The following is a 20,742-nucleotide window of genomic DNA, read 5'->3' on the forward strand; positions in this document are numbered from 1 at the left end:
GGGACACGCGGGGATAGCCTGTTTTAGCTTTGCCCTAAAGGGTAATCGAGCAGGAAGCCCCCACTTCAAAATCGTAAGATTTAAGTGGGGGGAGCATGTCACGGTATCCGAAAGGTGAGATTGTTATCTAGCTGATCACAGAGTAACTCAGTGGATCGCCATACCGGCTACAAAGAAATACATTACAACAAAATGGCACACACTTCCCAGCATCACAAAGACATGAAATACTTCGTGGGAGCCGAAATTCTTATGCTTCGCATTGAAGATCGGAAGCTTCAGCGCATAGATCACACCGCCGATGGTATAGATGATGCCGCCGGCAAGGAGCCATCCGAAGCCTGCACGGGGCAGATTGTGGAAGATCGGAACAAAAGCAAGTACACACAGCCAGCCCATTCCAATGTAGATCACAGAGGAAAGCCATTTTGGGCAGTTGATCCAGCAGCCCTTGAGGATCATTCCGATGATGGCAACGGTCCATACGAGGGCACAGAGGATATAGCCGGTGCGTCCGTGGAGAACGATCAGGCATACAGGAGTGTAGCTGCCGGCGATCATCACGAAGATCATCATGTGATCCATTTTTTTCAGACGGCGGTTTACCTTGGCTGTGGAGTTTACGGAATGGTAAAGTGTGCTTGCCAGGTAAAGAAGGATCATGGTAAGGATAAAAACACTTACTGCAAAAACATGGAGAACATCTGCACTTCTGGCCGCTTTCACGATCAGCGGAGTGGCTCCGACCACGGCAAGAAGCATGCCGATTCCGTGGGTTATGGCGCTTCCCGGATCTTTTAATTTAAATTTCATATAAAAACACCTCCTGCAAAAAAAATCTGCTGTTTATATCATGTGGACAACTTCAAGATCGGTTCATCAATGACGGATCATTGCGACAGTTTACGATGTAGTAATGTAGAAACTGATAAAATAACATGTAGTATTTAAAACTACATATCAAGTATACGAATACTATACCACTATTATTCAAAAATGCAACCCCTATTTTCGAAAAAAATTTTATCAGGATTTATTTCTGCAGCAGGCATACGACAATGCGGCTCCTACGACAGATAAATAAGAGATTTTTATGCATATTTCTCCCAGTTTTTCGCATAATAACCATATGAAAAACAAATAGTTAACATAACATTGACGTACAATGAACAGAAAATACAGGAGGAATTCAGGAAGATGAAAGCAACGGGAATTGTTCGCAGGATCGATGATCTGGGCAGGGTTGTGATTCCAAAAGAGATACGAAAGACACTGCGGATCAAGGAAGGAACGCCACTGGAGATTTTTACAGACAGGGAAGGACAGATCATCCTGAAAAAATATTCGCCCATTGGAGAGCTGAATACGTTTGCTGCGGAATATGCAGAAGCGCTGGTACAGACCACCGGACTGACTGCCTGTATTACAGATCGTGATCAGGTCGTGGCGGCATGCGGCAGCGGAAGCCGGGAACTGGAAGGAAAAGAGATCAGTTCTGATCTGGATGCAGTCATTGCCGGCAGGAAAGGCAGAATGGTCAGTCAGGACAGCAGGGAAAATATATCAGTCATTTCCGACGCTATGGATTCATTTTGCCAGAAAATGATACAGCCGATCCTGTGTGCGAGTGACGCCATTGGAGCAGTGATTCTTCTGACTAAAAGTGAAAAAACAGCACTGGGAGACACAGAACGTGCCCTTGTCCGCACAGCAGCCGGTTTTCTTGGCAGACAGATGGAGCAGTAAAAGTGCATCAGATGTACAGAAAAATGTGTGCAGATCAAGATATAAACATCAGATGTAGATGCCAGGAGCTGCAGATCAGGGAGGATGCGGACATCGGGAAGGAAAGCAGTGGTATTCTTCCAGAGTCAGATTTGTGATAGTGAGCCAGGAAGCAAGAGGTTTTGTCACATAGCGGATGTGCCATGGCTCGTAAGGGATGCCGGTGATCTCCTCTTTGCTTTTGGGGTACCGGAGGATAAAACCATAGAGCGGAGCGTTCTTTTTCAGCCAGCGGCCTTCTCCTGTTGCGGAAAACCTTTCGGAGAGCTCCATATGGATGGAAGGGCAGGATACATCCAGAGCAAGTCCGCTCTGGTGCTCACTTGTTCCTGGCTCTGCAACGAAAGGACTTCCTGTAAAAAGCTCCTTCTGTCGCTGGTAGGAACGATATCCGGAAACTGCCCACAGGTTCAGACCGCATCTGTGACAGGCATGGAAAAGCTGGGAAGCGGCTTTTGCAGCCTGATACTCCAGAAGCCGCTTCGGATCTCCCGGTGCTGCTTCAAATGGAAGTCCGATATCGATAAGATGTTCCGGCACAAAGGCTTCCGGCAGAGGATGCTCCCTACTGATCAGCCGGGTATAAAATTCTCTGTGCAATAAAAACCCTCCTTTCCTTATCCATAAGCTTATGATAAGAAAGGAGGGTTTATGAATGCTTATTTCTGTTTATCAGAGCTCTTTTTCACTCATTTCTTCCAGGAGAGCCTTCTTCATGTCATAGAGTGACTGGGAGAGATCTACATAAACCTTCTGCGGATTAACGAAACGTCTGGATTCATCCCACAGTGTGTTCTGCTCCTGTTTGCAGTAGTCGCGGAGTTCCATGACAGATGGAGACTTGTAAACGCTCTTACCATCTTTAATTACCGGAACAAGGAGCTCACGGAGTTCGTAGGTTCCGCTAAGAACCTTGGTCTTTTTCCAGGTGTCAACCGGGTCGAAGATCACCATAGTTTCTTCCGGATCGAATTTCTCATCTGCAAGGCAGATCAGATCGGCCTTGATCTTGCCGGTCTTCTTGCTGTAGATACGGTATACAGTCTTGTTGCCCGGGTTGGTAACCTTTTCTGTGTTTTCGGAAAGCTTGATCTTCGGCTGGAAGGCATCGCTGTCAGCGTCCTTTACAGCGGCAAGCTTGTATACGCCGCCGAATGCCGGATTGTTATCGGCTGTGATCAGCTTGGTTCCGACGCCCCAGGAATTGATCTTGGCATCCTGTGCCTTCAGGCTTTCGATAAGATATTCATCAAGATCGCTGGACGCGGAAATGGTAGCATCATCGAAACCGGCAGCAGCCAGCATCTTGTAAGCTTTTTTGGAAAGATATGCAAGATCACCGCTGTCGATACGAATTCCATAGTTCTTCAGCTGGATACCTTCCTCACGCATCTCCTCAAATACACGGATCGCATTGGGAACACCGGATTTCAGGACATCGTAGGTGTCAACCAGAAGAGTACAGGAATTCGGGTAAAGTCTCGCATAGGTCTTAAAGGCAGTGTACTCATCCGGGAAACTCATGATCCAGGAATGAGCATGTGTTCCGAGAACCGGAACGTTAAACATCTGGCCGGTCAGTACGTTGGAAGTACCGGCACATCCGCCGATCACTGCAGCTCTGGCACCGAAGATTCCGGCGTCCGGACCCTGGGCACGGCGAAGACCGAATTCCATGATGGGATCGCCCTTGGCTGCGTGGCATACACGTGCTGCCTTAGTGGCAATAAGACTCTGATGGTTCATAATGTTCAGGATGGCCGTCTCTACAAGCTGAGCTTCCATGATCGGTGCGATAACCTTGACCATCGGCTCTCTCGGGAAGATCACGGTTCCCTCCGGAATTGCGTAGATATCACCGGTGAATCTGAAGTTGCTCAAATACTCAAGGAAATCATCCTCAAAGATGCCAAGACTTCTCAGATAGGTAATGTCTTCTTCTGAGAAACGGAGATTTTCGATGTATTCGATCATCTGCTCCAGTCCTGCACAGATGGCAAAACCGCCATCGCACGGATTGTTGCGGTAGAACATGTCAAAGACAACGGTCTGGTTGGTAGGGTTTTTGAAATATCCCTGCATCATGGTAAGCTCATAGAGGTCCGTGAGCAGAGTAAGGTTATTTGCTCGCATAGCGTTCTCCTTTGGATGCCTCCGGATATTGTGACCGGAGGGAAATACACGGTTGTTTCCGTTCTTTTTATTATACGGCTTATTATAACACAAAGGAGTGGATTGTAAAATTTTTTTTACTGCGTAAACCCGCATATAATAAGGAGTTTTAACAGCAGTTTAAGAAATTTTGAAAAAAAATAAAAAAAATTAAAAAAAGGGGTTGCAATTTCAAAAAAGCTGTTATATAATAACATCCGTCGCAAGCGATAAGGCAAGCGAAAAACAAAACACATAGGGCTATCGCCAAACGGTAAGGCAACGGACTCTGACTCCGTCAGTTCAAGGTTCGAATCCTTGTAGCCCTGCTTCTTAAGTACCTCAGTTGCGAGGTACTTTTTTTGTACTCAAAAATAAGAAGATATTCGCAATCCGCTGCGCCCAAAAAAAACAAGTGCGTTTCTTCCTGCCAAGTGTTACAATAAAGTATAGACAGTATGACAGGAGGCATGAATGAGTTACAGTTTTGAGAGTCGAGTAAGATTCAGTGAGATCGGAGAAGATGGATGTCTGACGCTGCCGGGAGTTCTGGATTATTTTCAGGATTGCTGTACCTTTGAATCCGAGCAGACAGGAGTCGGCATGGAAGTATTAAAGGAACAGAAAAGAGCCTGGGTACTTTCTGCATGGCAGGTGATCGTGAAGCGATATCCAAAGCTTGGTGAAAATATAAAAGTAACAACAATTCCTTATGGATTCCGTGGATTTATCGGAATGCGTAATTTTATTCTTGAGACAATGGATGGTGAGAAGCTGGCATGGGCCAATTCCTACTGGTCCTTTCTCAATACAGAAACCGGTCTTCCGGAAAAGCTGACACCGGCAGATACAGATCCCTATGATCTGGGCGAAAAAATAGAGATGGATTATGCACCAAGAAAGATCGCGCTTCCGAAGGAACGGGAAGTGCAGAATGCTTTTTCCGTACAGAAGCATCATCTGGACACCAATCATCATGTGAACAACTGTCAGTATATCCGGATGGCAGCGGATCATCTGCCTGAGGATTTTAAAGTTGGTCAGCTTCGTGCTGAATATAAACGTCAGGCAGTACTGGATAATGTTATCATTCCGGAAGTATATATGACAGAAAATAAAGAAGCTGTAGTTCTCAACGCGGAGGATAAAGAACCTTACGCAGTAGTTGAGTTTACAAAATAAATATAGGCGGTAGAGATTAGTACATCGTTTTTGAAACAACTATACCGTAAAAGGAGGGCGCGCTATGCTTGAAAAATTAAAAGAAGAAGTTTACAGAGCAAATATGGATCTGCCAAAATATGGTCTTGTTACCTTTACATGGGGAAATGTCAGCGGGATCGACAGGGAGCAGGGACTTTTTGTGATCAAGCCAAGTGGTGTGGATTATGACAAGCTGACACCGGAAGACATGGTAGTGGTAGATCTTGATGGAAATAAAGTAGAAGGAAGATACAATCCATCCTCTGATACACCGACACATGCAGTTCTTTACAGAGCGTTTTCGAATATCGGCGGCATCGTACATACCCACTCATCCTGGGCAACAAGCTGGGCGCAGGCAGGCAGATCGATCCCGTGTTATGGAACCACACATGCAGATTACATTTACGGAGAAGTACCATGTGTGCGTAATCTGACCAAAAGAGAGATCGAAGAGGCATATGAGAAGAACACGGGAGTTCTTATTGCTGATTATTTCAAAAACAAAGATTATGAAGCAGTACCGGCCGTGCTGTGCAAGAACCACGGACCTTTTACCTGGGGTAAGGATGCTCATGAGGCAGTTCATAACGCAGTTGTTCTTGAGGAGGTTGCCAAGATGGCATCTCGCTGCGAGCTGATCAATCCGGATGTAAAACCGGCACCGCAGGAGCTTCAGGATAAGCATTACTACAGAAAACATGGTGCAAATGCATATTATGGTCAGGTAGGACAGGAAGACTGATCAGAAGAAAAAACAGTTTGACCCGATGGTGGATCGTCAATATCCGCTTGAGTGGAAATGCCGCGGAACAGTACCGCGGCATTTTTTGTCGAAAAATGCAGAAAATGTCAGATTTGCTGACCTTTAACACAGGTGCCGCCGAAATATATGCTAATGTCAAGAAAAATGCAGAACATTAACACATTTATTAAAATAGGTGGCAGGATGAAAATATACACTTATCAGGGAAAAAAGAACGTTTCCGGAGAAAAAATACGCCAGATGAGGAATATGAAACGGATGTCGCAATCTGCGCTGGCAGCAAAAATGCAGGTGGAAGGAGTGATGCTGGAGCGTGACAGTATCAGCCGGATCGAAGGAGGAGAACGTTTTGTGGCAGATTATGAACTGCGGGTGTTTGCAAAGGTGCTGGGAGTGGATGTGAAGTGGCTGCTGAATGAGCAGTAAATAAGGCAATATTGGATTACAGTTCGCTGGTAATATTCCGCGAAGCGTGTTACTGAAAACGGAGTGAAAAGTAACAATATTGGTCTGAATGGCAGGAATCTGTGTAAACTACTTGATATTTATGTCGGAAACTGCTACAGTATAAAGAAAAAAAGATGGCCGGGAAGTCCTGCGGAGGGCAAACGGTCACGGATAAGAAGATAGAGGCGCGGATTTTATCAGTATTTATGGACGGAAGGCCCTGGCAGGCTGTTCATAAAGAAAGGAAAATCTGCCGAAGTGCTCTGGAAGGCCAGATGACAGGGCGCTGGGATAACGCAGAATATGCGTTGTACTGTCACGGATGTGGAGCGCTATCGGTAGCACTTCGGGAGATCTGCATTTAATATGCTGAATGGAGATTTTCTGACGGGCTATTAGTTAAATAAGGATTATTTAACCGGAGGTGTTCTTAAGAAGAGACAGCCTCCGTTTTTTTGTCCCCGAAAAGGGAGGAGAAAAATGAGTAAAAAAGCAGGAACAGCATTGTCTGTTATGGCAATGGTATTCATGGGCGCACTGGCAAGTCCCCTGACTGTGCTGGCTGCGGATGCGGAGGAGACTTACCAGCCTGCTCTGTATGCAACGATCTGGGCATTGCTTCCACCTCTTGTTGCGATCGTCCTTGCACTGATCACAAAAGAAGTATACAGTTCTCTGTTTGTGGGAATTGTAGTAGGAGCACTGATCTATTCCGGATTTAAATTTGAAGGAACGGTAACACAGATTTTTGAGGGAGGAATCATCAAGGTTCTTTCTGACAGCTATAACGTAGGTATCCTGATCTTCCTGGTAATCCTGGGATCTGTGGTATGTATGATGAACAAGGCCGGCGGCTCCGCCGCATTCGGACGATGGGCCAGCAAAAAGATCCACACGCGTGTGGGTGCAGAGCTTGCAGCGATCATCCTTGGAATCCTGATCTTCATTGACGATTATTTTAACTGCCTGACAGTAGGAAGCGTTATGCGTCCGGTAACTGACAGACATCACGTATCCAGAGCGAAATTTGCATACCTGATCGATGCAACAGCTGCTCCGGTATGTATCATCGCACCGATCTCATCCTGGGCAGCAGCAGTCAGCGGATTCGTAAAGGGACAGGATGGACTTGCGATTTTTGTAAGAACCATCCCGTATAACTTTTACGCGATCCTTACTATTGTAATGATGGTTGGCATGGTACTGATGAAAACCGAGTTTGGTGCCATGAGAACACATGAGATCAATGCTCTGAACGGAGATCTTTATACAACATCTGCAAGACCGTATGAGAATGCAACGGATGATGAGACACCGAATCCGAGAGGAAAGGTGATCGATCTTGTGATCCCGATCGTTGTGCTTGTTATCTGCTGTGTCATCAGTATGATCTACACAGGAGGATTTTTCAGCGGAACAGATTTTGTTACCGCATTTTCACAGAGTGATGCCTCTACAGGCCTTGCAATGGGAAGTGCTTTTGGTCTGGTGTTTGCCATTATTTTCTATATGATCCGCCGTGTGGTCAATTTCAGAGACTGTATGGGATGCATCCCGGAAGGCTTCAAGGCTATGGTACCGGCGATCATGATCCTGACCTTTGCATGGACACTGAAGGCTATGACAGACTCACTTGGTGCAGCGGTATTCGTAGAAGAAGCAATGCGTTCTGTTGCCGGTGGTATTGAAGTTATCCTTCCGGCCATTATTTTCCTGGTTGGATGTGGACTTGCATTTGCTACCGGTACTTCCTGGGGAACCTTTGGTATCCTGATCCCGATCGTTGTTGCGGTATTTGAGAAATCCAGTCCTGAGATGATGATCATTTCCATGTCCGCCTGCATGGCAGGTGCAGTTTGCGGAGACCACTGCTCACCGATCTCCGATACAACGATCATGGCTTCCGCAGGAGCACAGTGTGATCATGTGACTCACGTTTCCACACAGCTTCCGTATGCGATCCTGGCTGCGGCAGTATCCTTTGTAACTTATATTGTTGCAGGCTTTGTAAAAACAGCATGGATCGCTCTTCCGGTGGGAATCGTGCTGATGCTGATCGTACTTTTTGTCATTAAAATGATGAATCCGATGCCGGTTGAGAAACCAACAGAATAACAGACTGACCCAATGTGGGGGCAGATTCCCCCATGAATGGCAAATAAAAGGCAGTGACGGAAAGAAATTTCCGAAGCTGCCTTTTTTGTGCTTTCTATAATAATTCTCTTATGTTATAATGCAGGACAGACAGCAAATAGTAAATGATCATATATAGTTTTAAGGAACAGGAGTAAGAATGATAGAATTAGGTAAAAAACAGAAATTACTGGTTGTAAAAACCGTGGATTTCGGAATATATCTTGGAGAGGACCGAAACGCACCTCAGAATGAGCGGGTGCTTCTTCCGTCCAAACAGGTACCGGAAGGAACCAAAGCAGGTGATGAGATCGAAGTATTCATCTATAAGGATTCCCAGGACAGACTGATCGCAACTACCCGTGAGCCGATGCTTCAGGTAGGACAGACAGCAGTCCTTAAGGTAAAACAGGTCACCAGGATCGGTGCTTTTCTTGACTGGGGACTGGAGAAGGATCTTCTTCTTCCGTATCATGAGCAGACCAACCGGGTCCGTGAAGGTGAGGAGTGTCTGGTAGCTCTTTATGTAGATAAGAGCAGCAGACTCTGTGCAACCATGAAGGTGTATCATTATCTTTCCACCAGAACTCCTTATGTACCGGGAGATTCGGTAAAGGGGCGTGTCTATGAGATCAGTGGGAATTTCGGCGTTTTTGTTGCGGTAGATGATAAATATTCCGCTCTGATCCCGGCACGGGAGGCAACAGGCAAGTACAGACCGGGAGCTATTCTTGATCTTCGTGTCACAGAGGTGAAAGAGGATGGCAAGATGAACGTCAGTGACCGCCAGAAGGCTTACATCCAGATCAATGAGGATGCAGAGAGCGTATTCAGCGTGATCGAGGAATTTGCAGGGGTGCTGCCATTTGATGATCATGCCTCACCGGAAGTCATCAAGAGAGAGTTTGGCCTCAGTAAGAACGCATTCAAGCGTGCAGTCGGTCATCTGATGAAGGAAGGAAAAGTAGAGATCCGTGACAAGAGGATCTACATTAAAAAATAACAAGGTGTTGACCGGCTCCGGATCAGACACGCTCCGGCACGTTCAGAGAAAAGTGCAGAGCGGGGAGGATCCGGAGCCCTGTTTTTTACGATAAGGAGAATAAATTTGGAGTTTACACATTTACATGTCCATACAGAATACAGCCTTCTGGATGGCTCCAATAAGATCAAAGAATATGTAGCCAGAGTAAAAGAGCTGGGTATGGACAGTGCGGCGATCACCGATCATGGCGTTATGTATGGTGTGATCGATTTTTACAGGGCTGCAAGAGAAGCCGGGATCAATCCGATCCTCGGATGTGAGGTTTATGTGGCTCCGGGCTCCCGTTTTGACAGAGAAGTGGGAAGTGGGGATGACCGTTATTATCATCTAGTCCTGCTGGCTGAGAATAATCAGGGATACAGCAACCTGATGAAAATTGTATCCAAGGCATTTGTGGAAGGATTTTATTACAAGCCACGTGTGGATCTGGAGCTTCTGGAAAAATATCACGAGGGGATCATTGCCTTAAGCGCCTGCCTGGCAGGAGAGGTCGCCAGATATCTTGCACGTGGAATGTATGAGGATGCCAAGATCGCGGCATTACGTTACCAGGATATTTTCGGAAAAGGAAATTTCTTTCTGGAGCTTCAGGACCATGGGATCCCGGAGCAGCAGACCGTAAACCAGCAGCTTCTCCGTATGCACAGAGAGACGGGGATCGATTTGGTTGCCACCAATGATGTGCATTACACTATGGCAGAGGATGCGGAACCACATGATGTTCTTCTTTGTCTGCAGACTCAGAAAAAGCTCAGCGATGAGAACAGAATGCGCTATGAGGGTGGCCAGTATTATGTGAAATCGCCGGAGGAGATGGCGAGGCTTTTTCCATATGCGCTGGAAGCGCTGGAAAATACGCACAGGATCGCGGAGAGATGTCATGTGGAGATTGAATTTGGTGTGACCAAGCTGCCGAAATATGATGTGCCGGACGGATTTACCTCCTGGGAATATCTGAACAAGCTTTGCCATGAGGGACTTGAGCAGCGTTATCATCCGGTAACAGAGGAGCTGAAAAAGCGCTTGGATTATGAGCTGTCTACGATCAAAAACATGGGATATGTAGATTACTTTCTCATTGTATGGGATTTTATCAAATATGCCAGGGACAACGATATCATGGTCGGTCCGGGACGAGGCTCTGCCGCAGGAAGCCTGGTTGCCTATACACTTGGGATCACCCAGCTGGACCCGATCCGGTATGATCTGCTCTTTGAACGTTTCCTGAATCCGGAGCGAGTATCCATGCCGGATATCGATGTGGATTTTTGCTTCGAACGGAGACAGGAGGTTATTGATTATGTAAGAAGAAAATATGGTGATGACTGCGTGGTTCAGATCGTTACCTTCGGTACACTGGCAGCCCGCGGTGTCATTCGTGATGTAGGCCGTGTTCTGGATATGCCTTATGCCCAGGTGGACACCATCGCCAAGATGATCCCACAGGAGCTGAATATCACCATTGACAAGGCACTGGGAATGAATCCGGAGTTTCGCAAGGCTTACGAGGAACAGGACGATATCCATCGTCTGATCGATCTGGCAAAACGTCTGGAGGGGCTTCCGAGGCATACCTCCATGCATGCGGCAGGTGTTGTGATCAGCCAGAAGGATGTATCGGAATACGTACCCCTTTCCAGAGCACAGGATGGTTCCATTGTCACGCAGTTTACCATGACAACACTGGAAGAGCTGGGACTTCTGAAAATGGATTTCCTGGGTCTCCGTACCCTGACGGTTATCCAGAATGCTGTGAAAATGGTGGAAAAAAGTACCGGTATGCTTCTGGATATGCAAAAGATCGACTACAACGACAAAAAGGTACTGGATTCTCTCGGAACAGGACGTACTGACGGTGTGTTCCAGCTGGAGAGTGCCGGAATGAAAAGCTTCATGAAGGAGCTGAAGCCTCAGAGCCTTGAGGACGTGATCGCGGGAATTTCGCTTTATCGTCCGGGTCCCATGGATTTCATTCCGCAGTACATCCGTGGAAAAAACCGTCCGGATACCATCCGTTATGACTGTCTGCAGATGGAGCCGATCCTGAAGCCAACCTATGGCTGTATCGTATACCAGGAGCAGGTTATGCAGATCGTCCGTGAGCTTGCAGGCTACACCCTTGGACGAAGTGACCTGGTGCGCCGTGCCATGTCCAAGAAAAAAGCTTCTGTTATGGCAAAAGAACGCCAGAATTTCGTTTACGGAAACGTGGAAGAGGGAGTACCGGGATGTATCGCCAACGGTATTTCCGAGGAGATCGCAAACAAGATCTACGATGAGATGACAGATTTTGCAAAGTATGCCTTCAATAAGTCTCACGCTGCCGCTTATGCAGTGGTTTCCTACCAGACGGCATATCTCAAATATTACTATCCGGTAGAATTTATGGCTGCACTGATGACATCCGTTGTGGAAATGCCGAACAAGGTTGCCGAGTATATTTCTGTATGCCGCCAGATGGGGATCCGGATCCTTCCGCCGGATATCAATCATGGTGTTTATGGCTTTTCTGTTGACAATGGTTCCATTCGTTATGCACTTTCTGCCATCAAGAGTATCGGCCGTCCGGTAATCGAGGGGATTGTGCGGGAGCGTGAGGAGCACGGAGAATATACCTCCCTGAAAACATTTATTGAGCGAAATATCGACCAGATCAACAAGAGAGTTGTGGAAAATCTGATCAAGGCCGGAGCGCTGGACTGCCTGGAGGGAAACCGGAATCAGAAAATGACGGTTTATACGCAGATCATAGACAGTATCAACCAGGATAAGAAGCATACCATGGCGGGACAGCTGAGTCTTTTTGATATTGCGCCTGAAGAAGATAAAAAGGAATTTGAGATCCGTATGCCGCAGGCAGCAGAATATCCGAAGGAGACGATACTGACCTTTGAGAAGGAAGTTCTCGGCATCTATCTCAGCGGTCATCCGCTGGAGCGTTACCGGAATATGATGGAAAAAATGATCTCTGCAAAAACTTCTGATTTTCAGCCGGATGATGAAACAGGGATACCGGAGGTTTACGATAATCAGAAAGTGATCGTGGGTGGAATGATCACGGATAAAAACATAAAATATACAAAGAATAATAAGGTAATGGCGTTCCTTACAGTGGAAGATCTGGTAGGCACCGTGGAGGTTGTGGTATTTCCACGTGATTACGAAAAATGCCAGATGTTCCTGAATGAAGATGCCCGGCTCTTTATTCAGGGAAGAGTATCCGCAGAAGACGACAAAGCCAGCAAGCTGATCCTGGAAAAGGTCCGTCTTTTTGATGATATGCCAAGAGAACTGTGGCTCCAGTTTGAAAGCCGGGAAGAGTACACAAAAGCCGAGACCGGTCTGGTAGATGATCTGATGGAATCCAGAGGAAACAGCACGGTGGTTATTTATCTCAAAGATGTCAAGGCAATGAAGAAGCTTCCCCCTGCTTATCAGGTCCATATCGAGGATTCCTGGCTGGAGCGCATGTGTAAAAAATATGGAAGTTCCAATGTTAAAATTGTGGAGAGAGTATTGAAAAACTTATAAAAATGCTATAAACTATACCCGAATATGTGTATTACAATAGGTTGTTTCATAAGATGGAGGATAACAATATGGCAGAGAACAAAATCAAAACGATCGGCGTTTTGACCAGTGGCGGTGACGCACCTGGAATGAATGCTGCAATCCGTGCTGTTGTCAGAAGAGGATTAAGCAGCGGACTGAACGTAAAGGGAATCTATAAAGGATACAGCGGTCTCTTAAATGAAGAGATCAGAGATATGACAGCAAAGGACGTTTCCGATACGATTGAGCGAGGCGGAACAATTCTTTATACTGCCAGATGTGCAGAGATGAGAACAGAGGAAGGACAGCAGCAGGCTGCAGAGATCTGCAGAAAGCATGGAATCGACGGTCTTGTTGTTATCGGTGGAGACGGATCCTTCGCAGGTGCTCAGAAGCTTGCGAACCTTGGAATCAATACCATTGGCCTGCCGGGAACTATTGACCTTGATATCGCATGTACCGAGTACACCATCGGTTTCGATACTGCTGTAAATACAGCTATGGAAGCTATTGACAAGGTACGTGATACATCCACATCCCATGAGAGATGCAGTATCATCGAGGTTATGGGACGTAACGCCGGATACCTTGCAGTATGGTGCGGTATCGCAAACGGTGCTGAGGATATCCTGATCCCGGAGAAATATGATTACGATGAGCAGAAGCTTATTGACAATATCGTAGAGAGCCGTAAGAAAGGCAAGAAACACCATATCATCGTAAATGCTGAGGGTATCGGCCATTCAGAGGCTATGGCGAAGCGTATCGAGGCTGCAACAGGTATCGAGACACGTGCAACGATCCTTGGTCACATGCAGCGTGGTGGAAGCCCTACATGTAAGGACCGTGTATATGCGTCCATGATGGGTGCTCTTGCAGTAGATCTTCTTGTTGCCGGAAAACGCAGCCGTGTGGTTGGATACCGTCATGGTGAGTTTGTTGATTTCGACATCAATGAGGCTCTTGCAATGCAGAAGAATGTAGATTCCTACATGTGGGAGGTCTGCAATTCTCTTTCTCATAATTACAGAAAATAAAGATATTTATGAACTTAAAAAAAGTTTCAGACGGATTGCATAAACTGAATACGTCACAAATAATTGCCCTCGGCTTTGCGGGGGTGATTTTTGTAGGTGGACTTATTTTGTGGATGCCGTTCTGCAGTGCACCCGGGCAGGCTGTTACCTTCCCGGATGCTGTTTTTACAGCGGCGACCAGCGTATGTGTGACAGGACTTTCCACAGTTGTTATGGCAGTCCAGTGGAGCCCCATTGGAAAAGCGGTTATCCTGTGCCTGATACAGATCGGCGGAATCGGACTGATCGCACTGGCGAATATGATATTTATCAGCCTCCGGCGGAAAATTTCCCTGAAAAACCGGCGGATCATCAAGGAATCCTATAACCTGGATGAAATGGGTGGAGTCGTGGCTGTAGTCCGCAGTGTGGTGAAATGCGTGTTTCTTGCAGAAGGAATCGGTGCGGTCCTGTATGCGTTTTGCTTTGTACCGGAATTTGGAATAAAAAAAGGTCTGGTGCATGCCATATTTCTGGCGGTATCTGCATTCTGCAACGCTGGGATCGATCTTTTCGGGGAAACAAGCCTTTCGGTATATGTGAGCAATCCGCTGGTCAATATCACTACGATTGGCCTGATCATTGTGTCAGGTCTTGGATTTATCGTCTGGTGGGATCTGTGGGATAAATTCCGCAAGGTTCTGAGAAAAGAGCTCTCCCCATCCAGAGTTTTTCGTGTACTGCGGCTTCAGAGCAAGCTGGTCCTTACGATGACCGGGATCCTGGTATTTTCAGGAGCATTTCTGGTATTTATCTTTGAATCCGGAAACCCTTCCACGCTGAAGGGGGCACCACTGGGAACAAAACTCATGGCATCCTTTTTCCAGTCAGTGACAACACGTACGGCGGGATTTTATACCATGGATCAGTCGCTTTTGTCCACACCTACCGTGATCATTTCCCTGCTGTGGATGTTTATCGGAGGATCACCCATGGGCACTGCCGGTGGTGTGAAGACTACTACCATTGCGGTTCTGATCCTTTCCATTGCAGCATATCTTCAGGGAAAAAAGGATGTAGAGGTATACGGCCGCAGGATCCGTGAGAGCTATCTCCGTTCTGCCATGGTTGTTGCAGGAACTAGTGTGCTGATCCTTTTTACCATGACGGTGCTTTTGTCCGCAGTAATGCCGGGAGTGGATCTGGCAGATGTTTTATATGAGATCACTTCTGCGGGGGCTACAGTAGGACTTTCCAGAGGACTGACACCTCAGCTGAATGTGGCAGGCAAGTGGATCGTGATCCTTACCATGTATCTGGGACGTATCGGACCGCTGACACTTGGAACAGCAGTTGTGATGCATGTACGTAACAGGCCGGGAAGCACCACGCATCTCGGTGAAGAAGATATCATGATCGGTTAAACAGGAGAACAGAATGAAAAATAAATCTTTTGCCGTGATCGGGCTTGGACAGTTTGGAATGACTCTGGCGGTGACGCTGGCAGAGTCAGACTGTGATGTCCTTGCCATTGATGACAAAGAAGAAAATATCGAAGAGATTTCCGAAAAAGTAACCTATGCGGTAAAAGCAGATGTCCGTGAACCGGGAATCCTGAAGGCTCTAGGAGTTCAGAATGTGGATGTAGCCATTATCGCAGTTGCCGAAAATCTGGAAGCCAGTATTTCCGCGACCATGCAGGCCAAGGATCTGGGAGTGCCCTTTGTAGTTGCAAAAAGTATGAATTCTCTTCATGGACGTATACTCGACAAAATCGGTGCAGATAAGATCATTTATCCGGAACAGTCCATGGGACTGCGGGTTGCCAGAAATCTTATGTCCGGCGGGTATCTGGATGTGTTTGAGCTTTCAGCGGAGTTCAGTATGGCGGAGTTTTCCATGCCGGTATCCTGGATCGGAAAAAATCTGGTAGATCTGAATGTACGGGAGCGTTTTCACATTAATATCATTGGCATCAAGCAGGGTGAAAATGTCACGGTAGATCTGGATCCTTCCGAACCGCTTCCGGACAACTGTTCCATAATCGCCATCGGAAAAAACAAGGATCTGAATGCAAGTCGTGAGGAATTACGTTAACCGAATACGGATTGCCGGAAGGAGAGAAATAAAAGTATGATAACCAGTGTATCAAATGCAAAAATAAAAAATGTCATGCAGCTGAACCAGAAGGCAAAAGCCAGAAGAGAGCAGGGACTTTTTGTGGCAGAGGGCCGGAAAATGTTTCTGGAAGCACCGGAAAGCTGGGTTTCCCAGGTGTTTGTCTCCGAGACCTTTTCCCGGGATGAAGAGCTGATGTCTCAGGCAGAAAAATATCCCTGTGAGATCGTGAAGGATTCCGTATTCCGTCAGATGTGTGATACCAAGACTCCCCAGGGGATCCTGACAGTTCTGAAGCTGCCTTCCTGGAGCGAGGAAGAGGTACTGGCGGGAAAAAATCCTCTGGTCATGGTTCTGGAGGATCTTCAGGATCCGGGAAATGCGGGAACCATTCTCAGGACCGGTGAGGGCGCCGGCGTAAGCGGAGTTTTCCTCACAAAAACCTGCGTGGATATCACAAATCCCAAGGTGATCCGTTCTACCATGGGCTCCATTTACAGAATGCCTTTTCTATACGTGGAAGATGTGGTATCATTAGAAAAGAAGCTGAAAGAAAAGGGAATCCGCAGTTTTGCAGCTCATCTGAAGGGCGAGAATTCCTATGATCAGGAATCCTATAAGGGCGGTACCGCATTTTTCATCGGAAACGAGGGAAAGGGCCTGACTGATCAGGCGGCGGAGGCAGCAGACTGTCTGATCCGCATTCCCATGTGCGGAAAGGTAGAATCGCTGAATGCTGCCATGGCATCGGGAATTCTGATGTACGAAGCTGCAAGACAGAGAAGAGAATAAGAGAGGAGGGGTTTTATGACACCTTTGGCCTGGCTTGGAATACTGGCAATTTTACTGGTAATTGAAGCAATCACGGTAGGACTTACCACTGTCTGGTTTGCAGGCGGTGCGCTTGTGGCGTGCATTGCCTCGTGGCTTGGTGGGGGAATTGTTGTACAGCTCCTTTTATTTTTCGGAGTTTCCGTGGTGCTTCTGATCTTTACCAGACCTCTGGCGGTCCGCTACATGAACAAGGGCGTGGAAAAGACCAATGCAGAGAGCCTTCTGGGAAAAAGAGCCGTAGTGATACAGCCGGTCAACAACCTGGCCCAGACCGGGCAGGTGAGGATCAATGACATCGAGTGGACTGCACGGACCGCAGATGACGGGGAAGAAATTCCAACAGGTGCAGTGGTTGAGATCGAAGAGATCCGCGGAGTGAAGCTGATCGTAAAAGAAATTAGCAAGGAGGGCTAAATTATGGGTGGAGTTGTTGTTTTGCTTGTAGTCATCGTTCTTGTGCTGTGGGTACTTGCATCCTGTATCCGCATTGTACCGCAGGCCTATGCAGTGGTACTGGAACGTCTTGGCGCTTACAAGGCTACCTGGAGTACAGGAATCCATTTCAAGGTTCCGTTCATTGAGCGTGTTGCAAGAAGAGTAAACCTGAAAGAACAGGTTGTGGATTTTCCACCGCAGCCGGTAATTACCAAAGATAATGTAACCATGCAGATCGATACGGTTGTATTTTTCCAGATCACAGATCCGAAGCTTTACGCATATGGCGTTGAGAATCCGATCATGGCGATCGAGAATCTTTCTGCTACAACACTTCGTAACATCATCGGTGATATGGAGCTGGATGAGACACTGACATCCCGAGAGGTTATCAATACCAAGATGCGTGCTTCCCTTGATGTGGCTACAGATCCATGGGGAATCAAGGTTAACCGTGTGGAGCTTAAGAACATCATTCCTCCGGCAGCCATCCAGGATGCCATGGAGAAACAGATGAAGGCTGAGCGTGAGAGACGAGAAGCCATTCTGAAAGCAGAAGGAGAGAAACGTTCCACCATCCTTGTTGCAGAGGGTAAAAAACAGTCCGCTATCCTGGATGCTGAGGCTGAGAAGCAGGCGGCGATCCTTCATGCGGAGGCTCAGAAGGAGCGTATGATCAAAGAGGCTGAAGGACAGGCACAGGCAGTCCTTAAAGTACAGCAGGCAACTGCAGAAGGACTTCGTATGATCAAGGAAGCAGGAGCAGATGAATCTGTTCTTACTCTGAAGAGCCTGGAGGCTCTTACAAAGGTTGCTGACGGTAAGGCAACGAAGATCATCATTCCGTCCGAGATACAGGGCATCGCAGGGCTGGCAACATCCCTGAAGGAAATCATGACAGATAAACCGGCAGAGCAGAAATAAATCTGTAGCCGTGAGGAGGACATATTATGAATCTTAAAGGAAGAAATTTCCTGACACTGAAAGACTTTACACCGGAAGAGATCACTTACATGATCGACCTTGCAGCAGATCTGAAGGCAAAGAAAAAAGCAGGAGAGCTTCATGAGTATTACAGAGGTAAGAATATTGCCCTGATTTTTGAAAAAACAAGCACAAGAACACGCTGTTCCTTTGAAGTGGCAGCTCATGATCTGGGAATGGGTTCTACCTATCTGGATCCCACAGGCTCCCAGATCGGAAAGAAGGAGAGCATCGCAGATACTGCAAGAGTTCTCGGAAGAATGTATGAGGGAATCGAGTACCGTGGCTTCGGTCAGGATATTGTTGAGGAGCTTGCGAAGCATGCAGGTGTACCGGTATGGAATGGCCTGACAAATGAGTATCATCCGACACAGATGCTTGCAGATATGCTGACAGTACGTGAACATTTCGGCAAACTGAAAGGCCTGAAGCTTGTATACATGGGCGATGCCCGTTACAACATGGGTAACTCCCTGATGGTTGTATGCTCCAAGCTTGGTCTTGATTTCGTAGCCTGCACCAATAAGAAATATTTCCCGAATGATGAGCTTGTAGCACAGTGTCAGCAGTGGGCAGAAGAGGCAGGTTCCACCATCACTCTCACAGAGGATGTGGAGGCAGGAACAAAAGATGCGGACATCATCTACACAGATGTATGGGTATCCATGGGCGAGCCTGACGAAGTATGGACAGAGCGTATCCACGACCTGACACCATACAAGGTTACCAGACATGTAATGGAGAACGCCGGTGAAAAGGCGATCTTCCTTCACTGTCTGCCGGCATTCCATGATCTTAAGACAAAGATCGGAAAAGAGATGGGCGAGCGTTTCAACCTTACAGATATGGAGGTTACAGATGAGGTATTCGAGTCTCCGCAGTCCAAGGTATTCGACGAAGCTGAGAACCGTATGCACACCATTAAGGCTGTGATCGTTGCAACATTAGGAGAGCCGGAGAAATAATGTCAGATTTATTTAATGAAGAAATAATTTCACAGGCAACACATACAAAATGGGCGGGCAAAACCGTCCATTTTGCAAGAGAAACAGATTCCACCAACCTCTGGGGAAAACGTGCCTGGAAGGAAGAAGGCGCAGGACACGGAGAGCTGTTTGTGGCAGAATATCAGTCCGCAGGACGCGGACGTTTTACAAGACGATGGAGTGCGCCGCCGGACAGTGCCATTACTATGAGTATCCTTATCTGCCCGGAATTTTCTCCGCAGAAGGCGCCGATGCTGACACTTGTTATGGGACTTTCAGTTGCACAGGCAGTAGCAGAGCTCGGTCTTGAGGTAGGGATCAAATGGCCTAACGATGTAGTTGTTTCCCGCAAAAAGATCTGCGGTATCTTAACCGAAATGACCATGAAGCAGGATAAGATCGGCTGTGCAGTTATCGGAGTCGGGATTAACGTAAATATGGAAAGCTTTCCGGAAGAAATGGCAGATAAGGCTACCTCTCTGTATCTGGAAAGCGGACATCCCTTTGACCGGGCACAGGTAGTCGGACTTGTGATGAAGCATTTTGAGGAAAATTATGAGAGATTTGTACAGACAGAGGATCTCAGCGGCCTGAAACCGGATTATGAGAAAATGCTGGCCAATCTGAACCAGCCGGTACGTGTACTGGATCAGAATGATCCATATGAGGGGATCGCAAGAGGGATCAATGCCGGCGGAGAGCTTCTGGTAGAGCGTGCAGACGGTACAGTCGAGGAAGTAAATTCCGGAGAGGTTTCTGTACGTGGTTTATACAGCTATGTGTAAAACATGCAGCACAGATCGGATAAAATTTCCGGCAGCGATTTTCCGTTGATGTTTTATTGCAGTAGTGGAAAAAACAAGAATCTCCCTGCTTTAGCTGTGGGGAGTGTCAAGTTATAAATAAAGGAGATTTTATGTATCAGGATAACATTGTGCTCTGCGGAGCAAGCTCTTATGAGCAGAAATATTATTTTAACCAGGATTTTGCGTCTCTTCCTGAGACGGTAAAGCAGGAGCTGCAGATCATGTGTGTGCTTTTCACAGAGGATGTAGGCGGGATCCTGACACTGGAATTTGATGAGGACGGCAGTCTGCAGTTTAAGACTGAGGCCCTGGAGGCAGATGCCCGTTTTGACGAGATCGGAAGTGCACTGAAGATCAAGGAACTCCAGCGGGACAAAAGAGAGCTTCTGGAATCTCTGGAAATGTATTACAAGGTATTTTTCCTGGGAGATATCCCGGATGAGGAACTGCAGAAAAAAGCAGATGCCGTTGAGGAATGATC

The 20,742-nt window shown here is 47.0% G+C and carries 19 protein-coding genes, 1 tRNA gene and 1 riboswitch; of the genes, 17 read left to right on the forward strand and 3 right to left on the reverse strand.

From position 1 onward, the window contains the following. Positions 1-147: 147 nt before the first annotated feature. Positions 148-813 carry a PAQR family membrane homeostasis protein TrhA gene (trhA, locus tag DWW77_RS16045; protein WP_015526742.1) on the reverse strand — a complete coding sequence of 222 codons (666 nt, stop codon included), beginning with the start codon at positions 811-813 and terminating at the stop codon, positions 148-150. Between the two features lie 384 nt (positions 814-1,197). Here trhA and DWW77_RS16050 point away from each other — a divergent pair, with 384 nt between their 5' ends. Beyond that, a complete protein-coding gene (locus DWW77_RS16050) occupies positions 1,198-1,746 on the forward strand; it encodes a stage V sporulation T C-terminal domain-containing protein (RefSeq protein WP_044962160.1) in 549 nt (182 codons plus the stop codon). A gap of 75 nt (positions 1,747-1,821) precedes the next feature. Here the strand turns inward: DWW77_RS16050 and DWW77_RS16055 are convergent, their stop codons facing one another. Then, positions 1,822-2,385: a M15 family metallopeptidase gene (locus DWW77_RS16055; protein WP_092071858.1), complete on the reverse strand. Its 564-nt coding sequence runs from the start codon at positions 2,383-2,385 to the stop codon at positions 1,822-1,824. A gap of 72 nt (positions 2,386-2,457) precedes the next feature. Further along, entirely contained in the window at positions 2,458-3,918 is a 1,461-nt protein-coding gene (locus DWW77_RS16060) for a nicotinate phosphoribosyltransferase (protein WP_118609119.1), read from the reverse strand. A 275-nt stretch (positions 3,919-4,193) separates the two neighbouring features. Between DWW77_RS16060 and DWW77_RS16065 the strand changes: the two genes are divergently transcribed. The 16 genes from DWW77_RS16065 to DWW77_RS16145 all read left to right on the forward strand — a co-directional run bounded on the left by DWW77_RS16065 (position 4,194) and on the right by DWW77_RS16145 (position 20,740). After that, positions 4,194-4,265: transfer RNA gene (locus DWW77_RS16065), tRNA-Gln, on the forward strand. Positions 4,266-4,410: 145 nt separating this feature from the next. Further along, on the forward strand, positions 4,411-5,118 hold the full coding sequence (locus DWW77_RS16070; RefSeq protein WP_118609120.1) for an acyl-[acyl-carrier-protein] thioesterase: 708 nt from the start codon (positions 4,411-4,413) through the stop codon (positions 5,116-5,118). Positions 5,119-5,182: 64 nt separating this feature from the next. After that, positions 5,183-5,884 carry an L-ribulose-5-phosphate 4-epimerase gene (locus tag DWW77_RS16075; protein WP_059086456.1) on the forward strand — a complete coding sequence of 234 codons (702 nt, stop codon included), beginning with the start codon at positions 5,183-5,185 and terminating at the stop codon, positions 5,882-5,884. A gap of 204 nt (positions 5,885-6,088) precedes the next feature. Continuing rightward, positions 6,089-6,331 carry a helix-turn-helix domain-containing protein gene (locus DWW77_RS16080; protein ID WP_015526736.1) on the forward strand — a complete coding sequence of 81 codons (243 nt, stop codon included), beginning with the start codon at positions 6,089-6,091 and terminating at the stop codon, positions 6,329-6,331. A 193-nt stretch (positions 6,332-6,524) separates the two neighbouring features. Then, a riboswitch (Lysine riboswitch) is annotated at positions 6,525-6,695 on the forward strand. 137 nt (positions 6,696-6,832) lie between these two features. Next, positions 6,833-8,467, forward strand: a complete 1,635-nt coding sequence (locus DWW77_RS16090; protein WP_118609122.1) for a Na+/H+ antiporter NhaC family protein — start codon at positions 6,833-6,835, stop codon at positions 8,465-8,467. A gap of 178 nt (positions 8,468-8,645) precedes the next feature. Continuing rightward, positions 8,646-9,488: a CvfB family protein gene (locus DWW77_RS16095; protein WP_021652585.1), complete on the forward strand. Its 843-nt coding sequence runs from the start codon at positions 8,646-8,648 to the stop codon at positions 9,486-9,488. Positions 9,489-9,593: 105 nt separating this feature from the next. Continuing rightward, positions 9,594-13,061, forward strand: coding sequence for a DNA polymerase III subunit alpha (locus DWW77_RS16100; RefSeq protein ID WP_118609123.1), 3,468 nt, complete (start codon positions 9,594-9,596; stop codon positions 13,059-13,061). Positions 13,062-13,129: 68 nt separating this feature from the next. Further along, positions 13,130-14,119 carry a 6-phosphofructokinase gene (gene pfkA / locus DWW77_RS16105; RefSeq protein ID WP_059086454.1) on the forward strand — a complete coding sequence of 330 codons (990 nt, stop codon included), beginning with the start codon at positions 13,130-13,132 and terminating at the stop codon, positions 14,117-14,119. 8 nt (positions 14,120-14,127) lie between these two features. After that, positions 14,128-15,522: a TrkH family potassium uptake protein gene (locus DWW77_RS16110; RefSeq protein ID WP_243148714.1), complete on the forward strand. Its 1,395-nt coding sequence runs from the start codon at positions 14,128-14,130 to the stop codon at positions 15,520-15,522. A 13-nt stretch (positions 15,523-15,535) separates the two neighbouring features. Next, positions 15,536-16,195 carry a potassium channel family protein gene (locus tag DWW77_RS16115; protein ID WP_114002749.1) on the forward strand — a complete coding sequence of 220 codons (660 nt, stop codon included), beginning with the start codon at positions 15,536-15,538 and terminating at the stop codon, positions 16,193-16,195. 36 nt (positions 16,196-16,231) lie between these two features. Next, on the forward strand, positions 16,232-17,008 hold the full coding sequence (locus DWW77_RS16120) for a TrmH family RNA methyltransferase (RefSeq protein WP_118609125.1): 777 nt from the start codon (positions 16,232-16,234) through the stop codon (positions 17,006-17,008). A gap of 15 nt (positions 17,009-17,023) precedes the next feature. Then, a complete protein-coding gene (locus DWW77_RS16125; protein WP_021652591.1) occupies positions 17,024-17,464 on the forward strand; it encodes an NfeD family protein in 441 nt (146 codons plus the stop codon). A gap of 3 nt (positions 17,465-17,467) precedes the next feature. After that, on the forward strand, positions 17,468-18,409 hold the full coding sequence (locus DWW77_RS16130) for an SPFH domain-containing protein (RefSeq protein ID WP_015526727.1): 942 nt from the start codon (positions 17,468-17,470) through the stop codon (positions 18,407-18,409). Between the two features lie 26 nt (positions 18,410-18,435). Further along, positions 18,436-19,434 (forward strand): ornithine carbamoyltransferase, encoded by a 999-nt coding sequence (gene argF / locus DWW77_RS16135; protein ID WP_015526726.1) that lies wholly within the window; start codon positions 18,436-18,438, stop codon positions 19,432-19,434. Further along, positions 19,434-20,240: a biotin--[acetyl-CoA-carboxylase] ligase gene (locus DWW77_RS16140; RefSeq protein WP_118609126.1), complete on the forward strand. Its 807-nt coding sequence runs from the start codon at positions 19,434-19,436 to the stop codon at positions 20,238-20,240. Before argF ends, DWW77_RS16140 begins: the two co-directional genes overlap by 1 nt. 131 nt (positions 20,241-20,371) lie before the next feature. Further along, a complete protein-coding gene (locus tag DWW77_RS16145) occupies positions 20,372-20,740 on the forward strand; it encodes a DUF6145 family protein (protein ID WP_015526724.1) in 369 nt (122 codons plus the stop codon). Positions 20,741-20,742 lie beyond the last annotated feature (2 nt).

The sequence above is a fragment of the Ruminococcus sp. AF17-12 genome, from assembly GCF_003479245.1.
In the GTDB taxonomy this organism is placed as follows: domain Bacteria; phylum Bacillota; class Clostridia; order Lachnospirales; family Lachnospiraceae; genus Blautia_A; species Blautia_A fusiformis.